This window comes from Halomonas sp. CnH100-B (genome assembly GCF_024124605.1).
Taxonomy (GTDB): Bacteria; Pseudomonadota; Gammaproteobacteria; order Pseudomonadales; family Halomonadaceae; genus Vreelandella.
Genome location: NZ_JAMXRX010000004.1, coordinates 367908 through 381937, shown reverse-complemented (window position 1 = coordinate 381937; position 14030 = coordinate 367908). Strand labels below are relative to the sequence as shown.

Annotated in this window: 15 protein-coding genes; 13 read left to right on the top strand and 2 right to left on the bottom strand. The window is 61.5% G+C overall.

Annotation, left to right across the window (positions count from 1 at the left end; all coding sequences use genetic code 11):
• Window positions 1–6: 6 nt before the first annotated feature.
• From NH398_RS11395 to NH398_RS11385, 3 genes are read left to right on the top strand one after another with little or no spacing between them, the layout of a single operon-like run.
• Window positions 7–732, top strand: coding sequence for a DUF484 family protein (locus NH398_RS11395; RefSeq protein ID WP_159343545.1), 726 nt, complete (start codon window positions 7–9; stop codon window positions 730–732).
• Window positions 725–1639 carry a tyrosine recombinase XerC gene (locus tag NH398_RS11390; RefSeq protein WP_253018639.1) on the top strand — a complete coding sequence of 305 codons (915 nt, stop codon included), beginning with the start codon at window positions 725–727 and terminating at the stop codon, window positions 1637–1639. The genes NH398_RS11395 and NH398_RS11390 overlap by 8 nt, the downstream gene beginning before the upstream one ends.
• Window positions 1636–2373, top strand: a complete 738-nt coding sequence (locus tag NH398_RS11385; protein WP_253018637.1) for an HAD family hydrolase — start codon at window positions 1636–1638, stop codon at window positions 2371–2373. The genes NH398_RS11390 and NH398_RS11385 overlap by 4 nt, the downstream gene beginning before the upstream one ends.
• 6 nt (window positions 2374–2379) lie before the next feature.
• On the opposite strand, the gene yihA is transcribed toward NH398_RS11385, so the two are convergent.
• Window positions 2380–3027 carry a ribosome biogenesis GTP-binding protein YihA/YsxC gene (gene yihA / locus NH398_RS11380; protein WP_253018635.1) on the bottom strand — a complete coding sequence of 216 codons (648 nt, stop codon included), beginning with the start codon at window positions 3025–3027 and terminating at the stop codon, window positions 2380–2382.
• A gap of 309 nt (window positions 3028–3336) precedes the next feature.
• Between yihA and NH398_RS11375 the strand changes: the two genes are divergently transcribed.
• From NH398_RS11375 to dtd, 10 genes are all read left to right on the top strand, one after another.
• A complete protein-coding gene (locus NH398_RS11375; RefSeq protein ID WP_159343541.1) occupies window positions 3337–3966 on the top strand; it encodes a c-type cytochrome in 630 nt (209 codons plus the stop codon).
• A gap of 117 nt (window positions 3967–4083) precedes the next feature.
• Window positions 4084–4716 carry a thiol:disulfide interchange protein DsbA/DsbL gene (locus NH398_RS11370; RefSeq protein WP_159343540.1) on the top strand — a complete coding sequence of 211 codons (633 nt, stop codon included), beginning with the start codon at window positions 4084–4086 and terminating at the stop codon, window positions 4714–4716.
• Window positions 4717–4718: 2 nt separating this feature from the next.
• Window positions 4719–5567, top strand: a complete 849-nt coding sequence (locus NH398_RS11365) for an endonuclease/exonuclease/phosphatase family protein (RefSeq protein WP_159343539.1) — start codon at window positions 4719–4721, stop codon at window positions 5565–5567.
• Window positions 5568–5663: 96 nt separating this feature from the next.
• On the top strand, window positions 5664–6224 hold the full coding sequence (locus NH398_RS11360; RefSeq protein WP_253018634.1) for a TRAP transporter small permease subunit: 561 nt from the start codon (window positions 5664–5666) through the stop codon (window positions 6222–6224).
• Window positions 6224–7627 carry a TRAP transporter large permease subunit gene (locus NH398_RS11355; protein ID WP_253018632.1) on the top strand — a complete coding sequence of 468 codons (1404 nt, stop codon included), beginning with the start codon at window positions 6224–6226 and terminating at the stop codon, window positions 7625–7627. The genes NH398_RS11360 and NH398_RS11355 overlap by 1 nt, the downstream gene beginning before the upstream one ends.
• Before the next feature lie 172 nt (window positions 7628–7799).
• Window positions 7800–8912, top strand: coding sequence for a TRAP transporter substrate-binding protein DctP (gene dctP / locus NH398_RS11350; RefSeq protein WP_159343537.1), 1113 nt, complete (start codon window positions 7800–7802; stop codon window positions 8910–8912).
• A 139-nt stretch (window positions 8913–9051) separates the two neighbouring features.
• Window positions 9052–9882, top strand: coding sequence for a bifunctional hydroxymethylpyrimidine kinase/phosphomethylpyrimidine kinase (thiD, locus tag NH398_RS11345; RefSeq protein WP_253018791.1), 831 nt, complete (start codon window positions 9052–9054; stop codon window positions 9880–9882).
• 105 nt (window positions 9883–9987) lie between these two features.
• Window positions 9988–10833 (top strand): universal stress protein, encoded by an 846-nt coding sequence (locus tag NH398_RS11340; protein ID WP_253018630.1) that lies wholly within the window; start codon window positions 9988–9990, stop codon window positions 10831–10833.
• A 104-nt stretch (window positions 10834–10937) separates the two neighbouring features.
• The gene (locus NH398_RS11335; RefSeq protein ID WP_253018629.1) at window positions 10938–11519 is read left to right on the top strand and encodes a chalcone isomerase family protein; all 582 of its coding nucleotides are present in this window, start codon (window positions 10938–10940) and stop codon (window positions 11517–11519) included.
• Window positions 11520–11613: 94 nt separating this feature from the next.
• Entirely contained in the window at window positions 11614–12051 is a 438-nt protein-coding gene (gene dtd / locus NH398_RS11330; protein ID WP_159343535.1) for a D-aminoacyl-tRNA deacylase, read from the top strand.
• Between the two features lie 6 nt (window positions 12052–12057).
• Here dtd and NH398_RS11325 read toward each other — a convergent pair whose 3' ends face one another.
• Window positions 12058–14004: an ATP-binding cassette domain-containing protein gene (locus NH398_RS11325; RefSeq protein WP_253018627.1), complete on the bottom strand. Its 1947-nt coding sequence runs from the start codon at window positions 14002–14004 to the stop codon at window positions 12058–12060.
• Window positions 14005–14030 lie beyond the last annotated feature (26 nt).

Genomic DNA, 14030 nt, shown 5'->3' with positions numbered 1-14030 from the left:
ACGGCGATGTCTCAAGCTCCTGAGCCGCGCAAAACGCTCGATCCGGATCAAGTGGCGTTTTGGCTGGCCCGTCACCCCGACTTTTTTATTGGCCGTGAAGGGCTGCTGCAGCAGCTCAAAGTCCCGCATCCCCATATCGATGGCGCGGTATCGCTGCTGGAGCGGCTGGTGATCGACCTGCGTCAGCGAGCCGAAACGGCAGAAGGGCGGCTTGAGCATCTGTTGGAAACCGCACGCCATAACGAAGCTCAGTACCGTCGCCTGCGGGAAACGCTGCTCAGCCTGGTCGAAGCGGAAGATCGCGATGCGCTGGCCCAGGCGCTGGCGACGCAGTTGAGCGAGCGTTTCCAAACCCCGGCAATGGCCTTATGGTGCCCCGCTGCGTTGAGCGATGCCGAGCCGACGCCGCCTCAGCCGCCGCGCCATATTCTCGATCAGCACGCCAGCGCCCGCCTAGCGGCGCTGCTGGATGGCCGTACCAGCCGCTGCGCCAAGCTGAGCGTCAGCGACTGGAAGTGCCTGCTGCCCCACACCAAGGCGCCCCGCAAGGCAGGCTCCTGTGCGATCACACGGCTCTCGGCTGGCGAGCAACTGGGCTATTTACTGCTCGCCAGCCCCGACCCCGAGTGTTATCGCGCCAGCATGGACACGCTGTTTACCGAGTACCTGGGCGATATCGTCGCCCGACTGCTGCTGCGGTTAGGGCCGCATGGTGCGGAGCACCATGGGTAGCCCAGAGACCCTGGTAGACGCCGTGGCGGGCTATTTAGCGACACTGGCCAGCCACGCGAGCCCCGCGACGGTTGCGGCCTATCGTCAGGATTTATCCGCATTCTGTCAGTTTGCCGAACAGCGAGGTGTGATCCAGGCCAGCGCGCTGGACACGGCGCTGGCAAGGGCTTTCCTTGGTGCCGAGCGTAGCCGGGGGCTGTCGCCGCGCAGCTTGGCCCGCCGTCGCGCAGCGCTATCGCGCTTTGCCGACGCGCTGGTACGGGATCAGGTGCTGATGGATAACCCGATCCGTTTGCTGCGCACCCCCAAACAGCCCAGCCATCTGCCAAAACCACTGGATGTGGATGCGCTGGCACGCTTTCTCGATACGCCCCACGACGGCTCGCCGCTCTCGCTTCGTGACCAGGCCATGCTGGAGCTGTTCTACTCCAGCGGTCTGCGTTTGGCCGAGCTGGCGGCGTTGGACGTGAGCCAGTTGGCGGCCAACCATGTGCGGGTGATGGGGAAAGGCAGCAAACCTCGCCAGGTGCCCGTAGGGCGACGCGCTCAGCAGGCACTCACCGCGTGGCTCACCTGCCGGGCCAGTTTGGCGGCCAGCGCTGAAACGGCGCTCTTCGTCGGTCAACGGGGGCAGCGGTTGGGGCATCGAGCAATCCAGAAGCGCCTAGCGCAGCTCTCGGTGGTGCGCGGCCTACCGGAGCACCTTCATCCCCACCGCCTGCGCCACTCCTTCGCCAGCCATTTGCTGGAATCCAGTCAGGATCTGCGCGCCGTGCAGGAGCTGCTGGGCCACGCCAATTTATCCACGACCCAGGTGTACACGCGCCTGGATTGGCAGCATCTCGCCGAAAGCTACGATGCCGCCCACCCGCGCGCCAAGCGCCGCCCGAGTGAGAGTGAATCATGATCACGTTAGACGCCATCACCTTTGATCTGGACGACACCCTGTGGGACAACCAGGGGGTGATGCTGAAAACCGAAGAGGGGCACTACCGCTGGTTGCTGGACGCGCTCACGGCATGGCGGTCGGCGCGTCAGGAGGCACCGCCGCCGCTTACCTACGAGGCGGGGGTGGCGGACTACTTGCAGCGTCGCCAACAGTGGGCCAGCCAAGTACCGGAGCGGCGTGGCGACTTTACTTGGCTTCGGCTGCGGGCGCTGGAGGACCAGCTCGAAGCGAGCGGCCTGCCGCGCAGCGCCGCGCTCTTATGGGCTGCCGCCGCCATGAACGAGTTCCACCGCCTGCGCGTGCAGGTCACTCCGCACCCGGAGGCGGCCGGGCTGCTGTCGGCGCTGGCCGAGCGCTATCGGCTCGCGGCGATCACCAACGGCAACATTCATCTCAAGCGTCAGCCATTGGCGGCCCACTTTCCGGTAGCGATTGCCGCCGGAGAGCTGCTGGCTCCCAAACCTGACCCCAAGCCTTTTCTCACCGCGTTGGAGCGGCTGAAGACCGTACCGCAGCGCGCCATGCACGTGGGCGACTCCTGGACAGAAGACGTGCTTCCCGCCCAGCAGCTCGGTATGCACGCCGCCTGGGTGGCCGAGCGCGGCGATCACGCACTGCCCGAGCGCGTTCATCGCATTGCCCACGTCAAAGAGCTACCCGAGCTGATTGCGTGGCTGGAACGGCGGGCTTAGCCCCGCTTAATCGTGGGTGTCTTCAGGGGGGTAGAGCCACTGGTCGAGCTTTTGGGAGAGAGTGTCGACGCCGTCGCGCTTGAGCGATGAGAAGAGCTGAACCGATACCAGATCTTCCCACTCCCGCAGGCGAGAGCGCACCTTCTGGAGGGCGGCGCTGGCCGGGCCGCGCTTCAGTTTGTCGGCCTTGGTCAGCAGGATATGCACCGGCATGCCGCGTTGGTCGGCATAATCGAGCATCATTTGGTCGAACTCGGTCAGCGGATGGCGCACGTCCATGAGCAGCACCAGACCCCGCAGGCTGAAACGGCCTCGCAGGTAGTCCGACAGGTGCTTTTGCCACTCGATCTTGACCGCTTCCGGCACCTTGGCGTAGCCATAGCCGGGTAGGTCCACCAGGCGGCGCGACTCATCGTTCATCACGGTGAAGAAGTTGATGAGCTGGGTGCGGCCCGGCGTACGCGAGGTGCGCGCCAGGGCGTTTTGCTGGGTCAGGGCGTTGATGGCGCTGGATTTACCGGCATTGGAGCGTCCGGCAAAGGCCACTTCTGCGCCCGTGTCGTCCGGGCACAGGGCCAGCGTCGGCGCGCTGATCATAAAACGCGCGGTGGGGTAGTTCAGCCGAGGGACTGGGCTATCATGAGGGGTAGACATGGAGTTCATCCTGAAAAACAAACGTATAGCACGGCCTGCAAGCGTCCTGTGACGTGGAAGCGTGCGGTGCCGCGACGAATTACCCCAAAAGCAGATCTGGACTTGCATTCCCGCCGCTAGGGTGATTCGTTATAATGCAAGCGTCTTATAACTGCGACCTGGGGCGCTAGTGTACCATCGCGCTCTAGCCAGCAGCGACCAACACGACACGTTGTTCGTTTTGGCGGAGCTGACCCTGGTAATGTGCTGAACCTGGGCAGCGCCCAGGGTGCGTACCAGTCAATAATCAAACGGCATAGTGGAAAAGCAATGAGAAAGTTACTGGCAAGCCTGGCAATTACCATGGGTGCCGTTGGCACCGTCCACGCCCAAGCGGACCTTCAAGCCGACGCTGACGCAGCGGCAGGTCGTGAACTCGCGCAAACTTGTGCCGCCTGTCATGGCCAGCAAGGGATCAGCGCAGTGGGCACTTTCCCTAACCTGGCAGGGCAGCAGATGTCCTACCTCGCCAAGCAGATCATGGATATCCGTGACGGCAACCGCGTCGTTGCCCAGATGGCCGGTTTGGTCGATAACTTCTCTGACCAAGACGCCTGGGACGTGGCGGCGCACTTTGCAGGCCAAGACGCGAACCTTGGCCAAACCAGCGATGAAGACGCTGAGCTGCTCGCTCGCGGTGAAGAGCTGTACCGTGCGGGTGATATGTCCAAAGGCATTCCCGCTTGTAGCGCTTGCCACTCGCCCACCGGCGTAGGCATCGGTAGCGCGGTGTATCCGGCGCTGTCGGGTCAGCATGCGGAGTACACCGTCTCTACGCTGCAAGCCTTTGCTTCCGGTGAGCGCGCCAACAGCCCGAACAACGTGATGGGCGATATCGCGTCCAAAATGAGCGACCAAGATATGGAAGCCGTCGCCAACTACGTGCTGGGCTTGAACTAATTTCCCTGCCGCAGGCCTCCCCGTTTTGTGCATTATCCGCAGGATGGGGAACCTGCCTGCCCTGCTAGGGGTCATAGCCTCACTTTTGTTGGCCCGCTTTTTTGGAGAGTTCTCGCTATGTTGAAAACGTTGATGGTCGCACTGGCCGGTCTTGGCCTGTCTGCAGCGGTAAGCGCTCAGGAGCTGGTCGAAGGCCAGCACTACACGCTGCTGGAGTCGCCGGTGGCGACCCAGGTAGACGATGACCAGATCGAAGTGACCGAAGCGTTCTGGTTTGGCTGCCCGCACTGCTACCGGCTGCAAACGTCCGTGAACGAGTGGTACGAGACGCTGGACGATGACGTGAGCATCGTGAAAATGCCGGCCACCATGGGCGGTGACTGGAATACCCATGCGACGGCCTTCTATGCCGCTCAGTCGCTGGGTATCGAAGAAGAGCTGCATCAGGACTTCTTCGACGCCATTCACCAGGATGGCCGCTCGCTGACCGAGGCAGACGACATCGCCGAGTTCTTCTCTGATTACGGCGTGAGCGAAGAAGAGGCCGAAAAAGCGCTGACGGCGTTCAGCGTGCGCAGCGAGGTCAACAAGGCTAACAGCCGTATGCGTGACATGCGCCTGATGGGTGTGCCCGCGCTGATCGTGGATGGCCGTTACGTGGTATCGCCTCAGTCGGCCGGCAGCCTGGAAAACATGCCGCAAATCGCCGATGCGCTGATCGAGAAAGTTCGCAGCGAGCGTGCGCAATAACGGTGCTTGAGCACGGCCACACGGGCGGGCCAACCCGCTCGCCCGGGGCGCTGCCCACCTCTGCGTTGCTGGAGCGCGGCCAACTTCGGCTGCTGACCTTCAACCTGCAGGTGGGTATTCAAACGTCTGCCTATCACCACTACCTCACGCGGAGCTGGCAGCACGTGTTGCCCAACCCGCAGCGCCTCAAGCGATTAGCGCTGGTAGGTAGCGTGTTAGAGCAGTTCGACGTAGTGGGGTTGCAAGAGGTCGATGGCGGCAGCTTTCGCTCCAGCCGGGTCAACCAAGTGGAGTATTTGGCGGCACAAGCCAAGTTTCCTCATTATTTCCAGCAGCTTAACCGCAACTTAGGCCAATTCGCCCAGCACAGCAACGGTCTGCTCTCCCGCTTGACGCCTAGCCATATCGAAGAGCATCGGTTACCGGGCATGCTGCCTGGGCGCGGTGCGATTCACGTTCGCTACGGTGACGGTCCCGACGCGCTGCATATCTTCGTGGCGCATTTGGCGCTCAGCCACCGTGGTCGCGTGCGTCAGCTCGACTACCTGAGCGACATCATCGAGCCGCTGCGGCACGTGGTGGTGATGGGCGACTTGAACTGCACGCCTGAGCAGCTTCACGCCCACGAGCGGTTTAGCACGTCGCTGCCGCTGCACCCCGTGAAGCCGCTGCTGAGCTACCCCTCTTGGCAGCCGCGCCGCGCGTTGGACCATATTCTGCTCTCGCAAACCCTGGAGGCCGCAGAGGTGCGCGTGCTGGATCATCTCTTCTCCGATCATCTGCCGATCGCGGTGGATTTACCGCTGCCAGCGCCGTGTCTCGCGGCAATTCGCGCAAGCGTTAAACAATAAGCCGTACGAGCGGCTGTCGGGCGCTGCATTGTCCGCGTATATGCGCTATTGTCTGGGGCGCTGACTCCCCTTAGCCGTTTTACGCGAGACACTTCCATGTCGGACACAACACAACTACCTGCGTTTATCGGTGCGCTGGACCGCGCTTCGGAGTGGTTCGGGCGTACCCTTGCGTGGCTGATCATCATCATGATGTTGATTCAGTTCGCGATTGTACTGCTTCGCTATATGTTCAGTATCAACAGCATCTTCATGCAAGAGCTGGTGATGTACATGCACGCCAGCGTCTTCATGCTCGCGGCTGCCTACACCTTTCGCCACGATGGCCATGTCCGCGTCGATATTTTTTACCGCGGTATGACGCCTCGTCGTCAGGCGTTGGTGAACATTCTCGGCATTTTGCTGCTGCTGATTCCGGTGATGCTGTTCATCATCGCATCTAGCTATGGCTATGTGGTGAACTCCTGGCGCATTTTGGAAACCTCCTCGGATTACGGTGGCATACCGGCTGTTTTCGCACTGAAAACGCTGATTCCGGTGTTTGCCGTCCTGATGATCCTTCAGGGGCTGATCGAAGTCGTGCGCAATGGCTATGTCTTCACCGGGCGGATCACGCCTCCAGCCGCCGATGACCATCACCTTGAGGAGCGCGTTTGATGCTCGAATTTATGCCGCTTATTCTGTTTGCCGCCATCTGTATCGTGCTGATGTTCGGCTTTCCCGTGGCGCTATCGCTAGCGGGCACCGCGCTGCTGTTTGCCGGCATGGGCTTGGGCCTGGAAGCCGTGGGCATCAATGCCAACTTCGACAGTGGCTATCTAGCCGCGCTGCCCAATCGCCTGTACGGCATCATGACCAACCAGACGCTCTTGGCGGTACCCCTGTTCGTCTTGATGGGCGTGCTGCTGGAGAAATCCAAAGTCGCTGAAACGCTGCTGGATGCCATGGCGCTGCTGTTTGGCTCCATGCGCGGTGGCTTGGGGATTTCGGTCACGCTGGTGGGCATGCTGATGGCCGCGTCCACGGGCATCGTCGGGGCAACCGTGGTCACCATGGGACTGATGTCACTGCCCACCATGCTCAAGCGGGGCTACAGCACGTCGCTGGCCACCGGTACCATCTGTGCCACCGGCACGCTGGGACAGATTATTCCCCCCTCCATCGCCCTGGTGCTGCTGGGCGACGTTCTCTCGTCGGCCTACCAGCAGGCGCAGCTCGATATGGGCATCTTCAGCCCGAAAACGGTCTCTGTGGGCGATCTGTTCATGGGCGCACTGGTGCCGGGGTTGATCCTCGTCGTCATGTACATGATCTACGTGGGCTTGGTAGCGTTCTTCCGGCCCAGTATGGCGCCCGCGGCCGACCGCGAAGAGCTGATGGCCGAGCTTGGCCACACCTCGGGCCTGGGGATTTTGCTGCTCAAAGGCTTGGTGCCCCCGGTGGTGCTGATCGTAGCGGTGTTGGGCTCGATTTTGAGCGGCTTTGCCACACCCACCGAAGCCTCGGCCGTGGGGGCTTTTGGCGCGCTGGTGCTGGCGTTGGCTTATCGCCAGTTGGACTGGGCCACCCTGAAAGAGGTGCTGCGCTCGACGACCCACGTCACCACCATGGTGTTTCTGATCTTGATCGGCGCGGCGCTGTTCTCGCTGGTCTTCCGTGCTTACGGCGGTGAGCATATGGTCACCGAGCTGTTCGAAGGTATGCCGGGCGGCGTGATTGGCGCGACGATCATCGTCATGCTGGTGATCTTCCTCCTCGGCTTCATTCTCGACTTCATCGAAATCACTTTCGTGGTGGTGCCGATCGTCGGGCCGATTCTGCTGGCCATGGGGCTAGACCCGATCTGGCTAGGGATCATGATCGCTATCAACCTGCAGACCTCGTTCCTGACGCCGCCGTTCGGTTTCGCGCTGTTTTATCTGCGCGGCGTGGCGCCGCCTTCGGTGCCCACATCGGCCATTTATCGTGGCGTGGTGCCGTTTATCTTGATGCAGTTGGGCATGCTGCTGTTGCTGACCTTCTTCCCGCAATTGGCGACCTGGCTACCAACGCAGTTCTAAGAGGAGCTCAGTTGAAAAATAACCCTGCTATCAACGCAAGGGCGTGGCAACCTTAATCAAAAGCAGCCAAGCTGCAGACACACAATGGCTTGTAACAACCCGCCTGGCGGCAAACGTCAGGCGGGGTATTCCCTACCCATAACAGCAATAAAATAAGCAAGAGGGTTAACACATGAAAGCCAAAGCACTGCCTGTCGCCATTGCCATGACGACCGCTCTTTCTGCCAGCCTGCTGGTCGTTTCCAGCTTCGATAACCAGGCCCAGGCACAAGAAGAGACCTTCCGCTGGAAAATGGTCACGTCCTGGCCGAAAAACTTCCCCGGTGTAGGCCAAGGCCCTGAGCGGCTCTCCCAGCTCGTCGAGGAGATGTCCGATGGCCGCTTGACCATCGAAGTCTTCGGAGCGGGGCAGCTCGTACCAGGGTTCGAAGTGTTCGACGCCGTGTCGGATGGCACCGCCGAGTTGGGCCACTCCGCCTCCTACTACTGGAAAGGCAAAGCGCCAGCGGCACAGTTTTTCGCCGCCGTACCGTTTGGCATGAACGCTCAGGAAATGAACGCCTGGCTCAGCTACGGCGGTGGCATGGAGCTGTGGAACGAGCTTTACGATGAGTTCGGTGTCGACGTATTGGTTGCCGGTGCCTCCGGTGTCCAGATGGGTGGCTGGTACAACAAAGAGATCAACTCAGTGGACGACCTGGAAGGCTTGAAAATGCGCATGCCGGGTCTGGGGGGCGAGGTGATGAGCCGCATGGGCGTGGCGATCGTCAACATGCCCGGCGGTGAAATCTTCACGTCGCTGCAGTCCGGTGCCATCGACGCCACCGAATGGATCGGCCCTTACAACGATCTCGCCTTCGGCCTGCACCAAGCGGCCGATTACTACTACTACCCCGGCTGGCACGAGCCGACGGTGATGTTCGAAGCCATCGTGAACGAAGAGGCGTGGGCCGAGCTGCCCGCTGATCTTCAAGCGATTCTGCGCACGGCCATCAGCGACATCAACCAAAGCGTTTTAGATGAGTACACCGCTCGTAACAACGATGCGCTGGAAACCCTAGTCAACGAGCACGAGGTGGAACTGCGCCGCATTCCTGACGACGTACTGGCCCAAGCTCGCGAACATTCGGCCGACGTCGTGGGTGAGCTGGCTGCGTCCAGCGAGCTGGCGACCCGTATCTACGACTCCTATCGGGAGTTCCAGGATAAAGTCGAGGATTACCACGCGATTTCCGAGCAGGCGTACTACAACGCCCGCAATCCGGAAGGCGATACCACTCAGTAACGTCAGCTCTTTCCAGGCCGCCTTCGGGCGGCCTTTTCGTATCCGTCGATTAAAGCAGCGTAAGTGGCGCGGCTTGGGTATCCTATGGCTGATACTGTTCTGCCGTGTAAGGAGCTCTATGTCTACCCCCGCTAACTCGATGCCGACCGAACCTCGACTGCGTAATGTGCTGACCATTGCAGGGTCCGACCCCTCCGGTGGCGCGGGGTTGCAGGGCGACCTCAAGACATTTTCCGCGCTCGGTGTGTATGGCACGAACGTGATCACGGCGGTGATTGCCCAGAATACCTGCGGCGTGGCCTCGGTGTACCCCGTGTCTCCCCAAGCCATTCGTGAGCAGCTCGAGCATTTGTTGAGCGATGTAACCATCGATGCGGTGAAAATCGGCATGGTGGCCAGTCGCGACGTGGCGGAGGTCATCGCCGACGTATTGCGCCAACAGCGCCCGCGCTGGATCGTACTCGATCCGGTAATGGTGGCGAAGAGCGGCGATATCCTGGTCGATAACGCGGGCATTCGTGCCGTGCGGGAGGTGCTGGTACCGCTGGCCGACGTGATTACCCCCAACCTGCCGGAAGCGGCCGTGCTGCTGGATGCTCCCGCCCCTGCGAGTTTGGATGAGATGGAAGCGCTGCTGCCCAAGCTGGTGGCGTTGGGCGCCCCCTTTGTGGTGCTGAAAGGCGGCCATTTACGCGGTGATACTTGCCCGGATCTGTTGGCCACCCCCAACGGTCACCAGTGGTTACCGGCTTCCCGCATTGCCACCGAGAACCTGCATGGCACCGGCTGCGCGCTATCGTCTGCGATTGCCGCCTGTCTGGCAAAGCTGCCGGAAGCGGCTGAGGCAGACGCGCCAGAGCAGGCCATTACCGACGCGAAGCAGTGGCTGCATAGCGCACTGGTGGCCAGCCACCGCTTGGCGGTCGGCAAAGGGCGCGGTCCGGTACACCACTTCCATGCGTGGTGGTAAGCCGCCGGGGCAGAGTCTCCTTGCGGGATAGGGCAACGGGCACCATGCTGAAGGGTGCCCGTTTGTTTGCCTATGAGGCTGAGCCATTCGGCCAAGGAGCTGCTCATGTCCCGCACGCTGCTATTTGCCACCGACCTCTCCCAGGAAAATCGCGCGGCCTTTGCCCGAGCATTGCGCCTCGCCCATCAACAGGGAGCGCAGCTGGATGTGCTCCACGTGCTCGACCCCTACCTTCCTCACCGAATGCTGCATGACCTTGAGCGAGCGGTGAGCGATGACATCAGCGCCACGCTCACCGATCTTCGGGAGGATTACGCGCTCGAACTTCCTGCGCTAATGATCCAAACGGTGGTGGGCGACGCACACGTGGAGATCGTTCGGGAGGCCCATGAGCGTCACGCTTCGTTGATCGTTCTGGGCATGCACCGCAAGCGCGGTCAGAAAGATCTGCTCTATGGCACGACCTTGATGCGCATTCTGCGCAGCGCCCCTTGCCCCGTGGTGGTGGCGTCCTATCTACCGACGCAGCCGTGGCAGCATATCGTGGTGCCCATCGACTTCTCGCTTACCGCACGACAAACCCTAAAAGAGGCGCTGATCCGCTTTCCTGAAGCCAAGCTGACCCTACTACATGCGTGGAACCTGCCGGGTGAACGGGAATTGGGTAACCAAGCGTTTTATGCACAGTGGCGCGATCATGAGGTCGCTCGCCTACGGGAGGCATTGGACAACGAGGTCGAAAGCCTCATGCGCGATCTGGACGGTGTCCCCGATATCGAGCTGGTGCTGGAGCCGGGCCAGCCCTGCGACGTGCTCCACGACTACATCAAACGGCACTCGCCAGAGCTGGTCATGTTGGGTAGCCGCAGCCGACCGCATCATCCCAACCCACTCACCGACATGCTGCTGAGCGAACCCCATTGTGACGTCATGGTGTGTCGACCCTGGTAACTGAAAAACTCGTCGTACGGTTGGTTGTACGGAACCTTTATGGATAAGGTGTGTACGTATAGCTGTGCGTTATGCCAGCCAAGCCAATAAGGGAGGACGACACCGTGCAACGACGTCATATGCCAGCGCTGCTATTGGCCGCGCTATGGATGGGAGCGGCGCTATTATCCAGCAGTGCCGCCGCCGAGAGCGTGACCGAGCGGGGGGAGCGCTTTGAGCGCGTGGTCGAAGAGAATGGCCAGCGCTATACCCTGCTGGGGAGCGGCGTATTCCGTTACATGATCTGGACCGCTTACGCAGGCGCTTACTATCAGTTGGAGGGCGAACGCGACCCTCAACCGCTCAGCGATGTGCCCCGGCGGCTAGAACTCGCCTATTTCCATGACATCGCCGCCGAGGATTTCGCAGATGCGACCGAAAAGACCCTCAGCGACTCGCTCACGCTCTACGAATTCAATCAGGTGAAAGAGAATCTGGAGCAGCTAAAGCGGCAGTATCGCGACGTGGCACCCGGCGACCGCTATCTGTTGAGCTGGGATGGCGAGCAGTTACGCCTCGCTCTCAACGGTGAGACGCTCTACGAGGACAGCAGCGCCGAGTTTGCCAGCGCGATGTTCGGCATTTGGCTGGGCGAGCGCCCGCTAGGTGACGAGTTTCGCGATGCGCTACTGGGCGTGAACGGATAGACGCAGACCTCGCGCCATCACGCTTGGGCCAGCCCTCGCCTCGGTTTACACTCGCCCCCTTCGATAGGCCAAGTGAAGGGATGAAGGGGGCAGCGTGAAAGCACTGATTCAGCGGGTCAAGCATGCCAGCGTCACGGTGGAGGGCAGCACCATTGGTGCGATCGACCACGGGCTGCTGGCGCTGGTGGGCGTCGAGAAAGGCGATCGTGAGGCGGATGCCGATAAACTGCTGCACAAGCTACTGCACTATCGCGTGTTCAGCGATGACGCGGGCAAGATGAACCACAACCTGCAGCAGGCCGGGGGAGGATTGCTGCTAGTGTCGCAATTCACGCTCGCGGCCGATACGCGCAAAGGGCTGCGCCCCAGCTTTTCCAGCGCTGCGCCGCCTGAGGAGGGGCAGCGTCTGTTCCATTACCTCGTCGATCAAGCGCGCGCTGCGTGGCCCCAGGTAGCCACCGGCCAGTTTGGCGCGGACATGCAGGTGACGCTCACGAACGATGGTCCGGTTACGTTCCTGCTGGAAAGCTAGCGTTCCTCAGGCACTTTCGCTGGCGAGCAGTTCGGCCTCCATGGCTTCCAGCGCCTCTTCGGCGGCCAGCCACGTCTGCTCGGCGTCGTCTAGCTGCGCTTTGATCGTTGCCTGCTTGGCCAGCGCATCGGTCAGCTCTGCTTTGCGGGCGCTGTCGGTGTAGAGCTCAGGGTCGGCGAGTATGGCTTCGACCGCTTCCAGGGAGTGCTGCGCTGCTTCCATGGCCTTTTCTGCCTTGTCGCGCTCTTTTTTCAATGGGCGCAGCTTTTCGCGCAGCTCGGCTGCCGCTTTGCGGGCGGCTTTACGGTCGCTGCTGGGCTGTTGGCTCTGGCGTTCGTTCTTTTCGCTCCGCGCGTCGCGGCGGTTCTCTTCCAGACGCGCTTTGAGCCAAGCCCGATAATCCTCCAAGTCGCCGTCGAAGGGTTCGACCCGGTGGTCGGCGACTCGCCAAAACTCATCCACCGTGGCACGCAGCAGGTGACGGTCGTGGGAGACCAGGATGACCGTGCCCTCGAAGCCTGCCAGCGCTTCGGTGAGCGCCTCGCGCATCTCCAAATCCAGGTGGTTGGTCGGCTCGTCCAGCAGCAGTAGGTTGGGCTTTTGCCAAGCGACCAGTGCCAGGGCCAGCCGCGCTTTCTCACCGCCCGAGAAGGTGGCGACCTCCCCGAAGGCATCGTCGCCCTTGAAACCGAAGCCGCCAAGAAAGTTGCGAATCTCTTGATCGCTGGCAGTGGGAGAGAGCCGCTGCACGTGGACGAACGGCGTCGTGGTCACGTCTAGCCCTTCCAACTGGTGCTGGGCAAAGTAGCCAATCGCCAAGTGCTCGCCGGGCACACGTTTGCCGTTCAATAGCGCTAGCTCGCCGGTGAGCGACTTGATGAGCGTGGATTTACCCGCCCCATTGGGGCCCAGCAGGCCAATGCGGCTACCGGGGAGCAGCGTAATGTTCACCTTGTCGAGCTGAGCGATATCGCCCGCCTGGCTGCGGTAGCCTAACGTGGCATGGTCCAGCACCAGCAGCGGATGGGAGGTTTTATCGGCGGCCGGCAGGGTGAAGTGGAACGGTGAATCCACGTGGGCCATGGCAATATCTTCCATGCGCTCCAACATCTTGACGCGGCTCTGCGCTTGACGCGCTTTGGTGGCTTTGGCCTTGAAGCGGGCGATAAAGCGCTCGATCTCTTCGCGGCGCGCCTGCTGTTTGGCCGCTTCCGCCTGCTGCAGCGCGAGTTTCTCCGCCCGCGTGCGCTCGAAGCGAGAGTAGTTGCCCCGATAAAGCTCCAGCGTTTGGTGATGCATGTGCACGATGTGATCGCAGACGGCATCGAGAAAGTCCCGGTCGTGGGAGATCAGCAGCAGCGTACCGGGGTAGCGGGTGAGCCACTGCTCTAGCCACAGCAGCGCGTCCAGGTCCAGGTGGTTGGTCGGCTCATCGAGCAGCAGTAAGTCGGACGGCATGAACAGCGTGCGGGCGAGGTTGACGCGCATCCGCCAGCCGCCGGAAAAGTCGGACAGGGGGCGGGTCATGTCTGCTTGTACAAAACCCAATCCCACCAGAAGCTGGGCAGCACGGGATTCGGCGGTGTAGCCATCCAGTGTCTCTATCAGCCCGTGTAGTTCTGCTTCGCGGTGCGCATCGCCCGCCTCTCGGGCGGCAAGCAGGTCGGCTTGCGCCTTCCGTAGCGCATGGTCGCCATCCAACACGTACTCGACGATGGGGCGATCCAGGGCCTCCACTTCCTGAGCCATGTGGGCGATTCGCTGACCGCCGCTCATCTCGACATCGCCTTGATCAGGGCCCAATTTGCCCAGCAGGAGTTTGAACAGGCTCGACTTACCGGCACCGTTGGCCCCAATGATGCCGGCCTTCACGCCGTTGTGAAGCGTAAGGTCGGCGTTTTCTAGGAGCGTTTGCGTGCCCCGTTGCAGGGCGACTTGGCGCAGTGCGATCATGTTTTCTCCCGAAAAAAGTGGGTAAA

Excerpts from the sequence above, each read along its gene's own strand:
- dctP (WP_159343537.1), top strand. The coding sequence starts at position 7,800 with ATGAAAGCCAAAGCACTGCCTGTCGCCATTGCCATGACGACCGCTCTT.
- yihA (WP_253018635.1), bottom strand. The coding sequence starts at position 3,027 with ATGTCTACCCCTCATGATAGCCCAGTCCCTCGGCTGAACTACCCCACC.
- NH398_RS11375 (WP_159343541.1), top strand. The coding sequence starts at position 3,337 with ATGAGAAAGTTACTGGCAAGCCTGGCAATTACCATGGGTGCCGTTGGC.
- thiD (WP_253018791.1), top strand. The coding sequence starts at position 9,052 with ATGCCGACCGAACCTCGACTGCGTAATGTGCTGACCATTGCAGGGTCC.
- NH398_RS11325 (WP_253018627.1), bottom strand. The coding sequence starts at position 14,004 with ATGATCGCACTGCGCCAAGTCGCCCTGCAACGGGGCACGCAAACGCTC.
- NH398_RS11395 (WP_159343545.1), top strand. The coding sequence starts at position 7 with ATGTCTCAAGCTCCTGAGCCGCGCAAAACGCTCGATCCGGATCAAGTG.
- NH398_RS11385 (WP_253018637.1), top strand. The coding sequence starts at position 1,636 with ATGATCACGTTAGACGCCATCACCTTTGATCTGGACGACACCCTGTGG.
- NH398_RS11370 (WP_159343540.1), top strand. The coding sequence starts at position 4,084 with ATGTTGAAAACGTTGATGGTCGCACTGGCCGGTCTTGGCCTGTCTGCA.
- NH398_RS11340 (WP_253018630.1), top strand. The coding sequence starts at position 9,988 with ATGTCCCGCACGCTGCTATTTGCCACCGACCTCTCCCAGGAAAATCGC.
- NH398_RS11360 (WP_253018634.1), top strand. The coding sequence starts at position 5,664 with ATGTCGGACACAACACAACTACCTGCGTTTATCGGTGCGCTGGACCGC.
- NH398_RS11355 (WP_253018632.1), top strand. The coding sequence starts at position 6,224 with ATGCTCGAATTTATGCCGCTTATTCTGTTTGCCGCCATCTGTATCGTG.
- NH398_RS11390 (WP_253018639.1), top strand. The coding sequence starts at position 725 with ATGGGTAGCCCAGAGACCCTGGTAGACGCCGTGGCGGGCTATTTAGCG.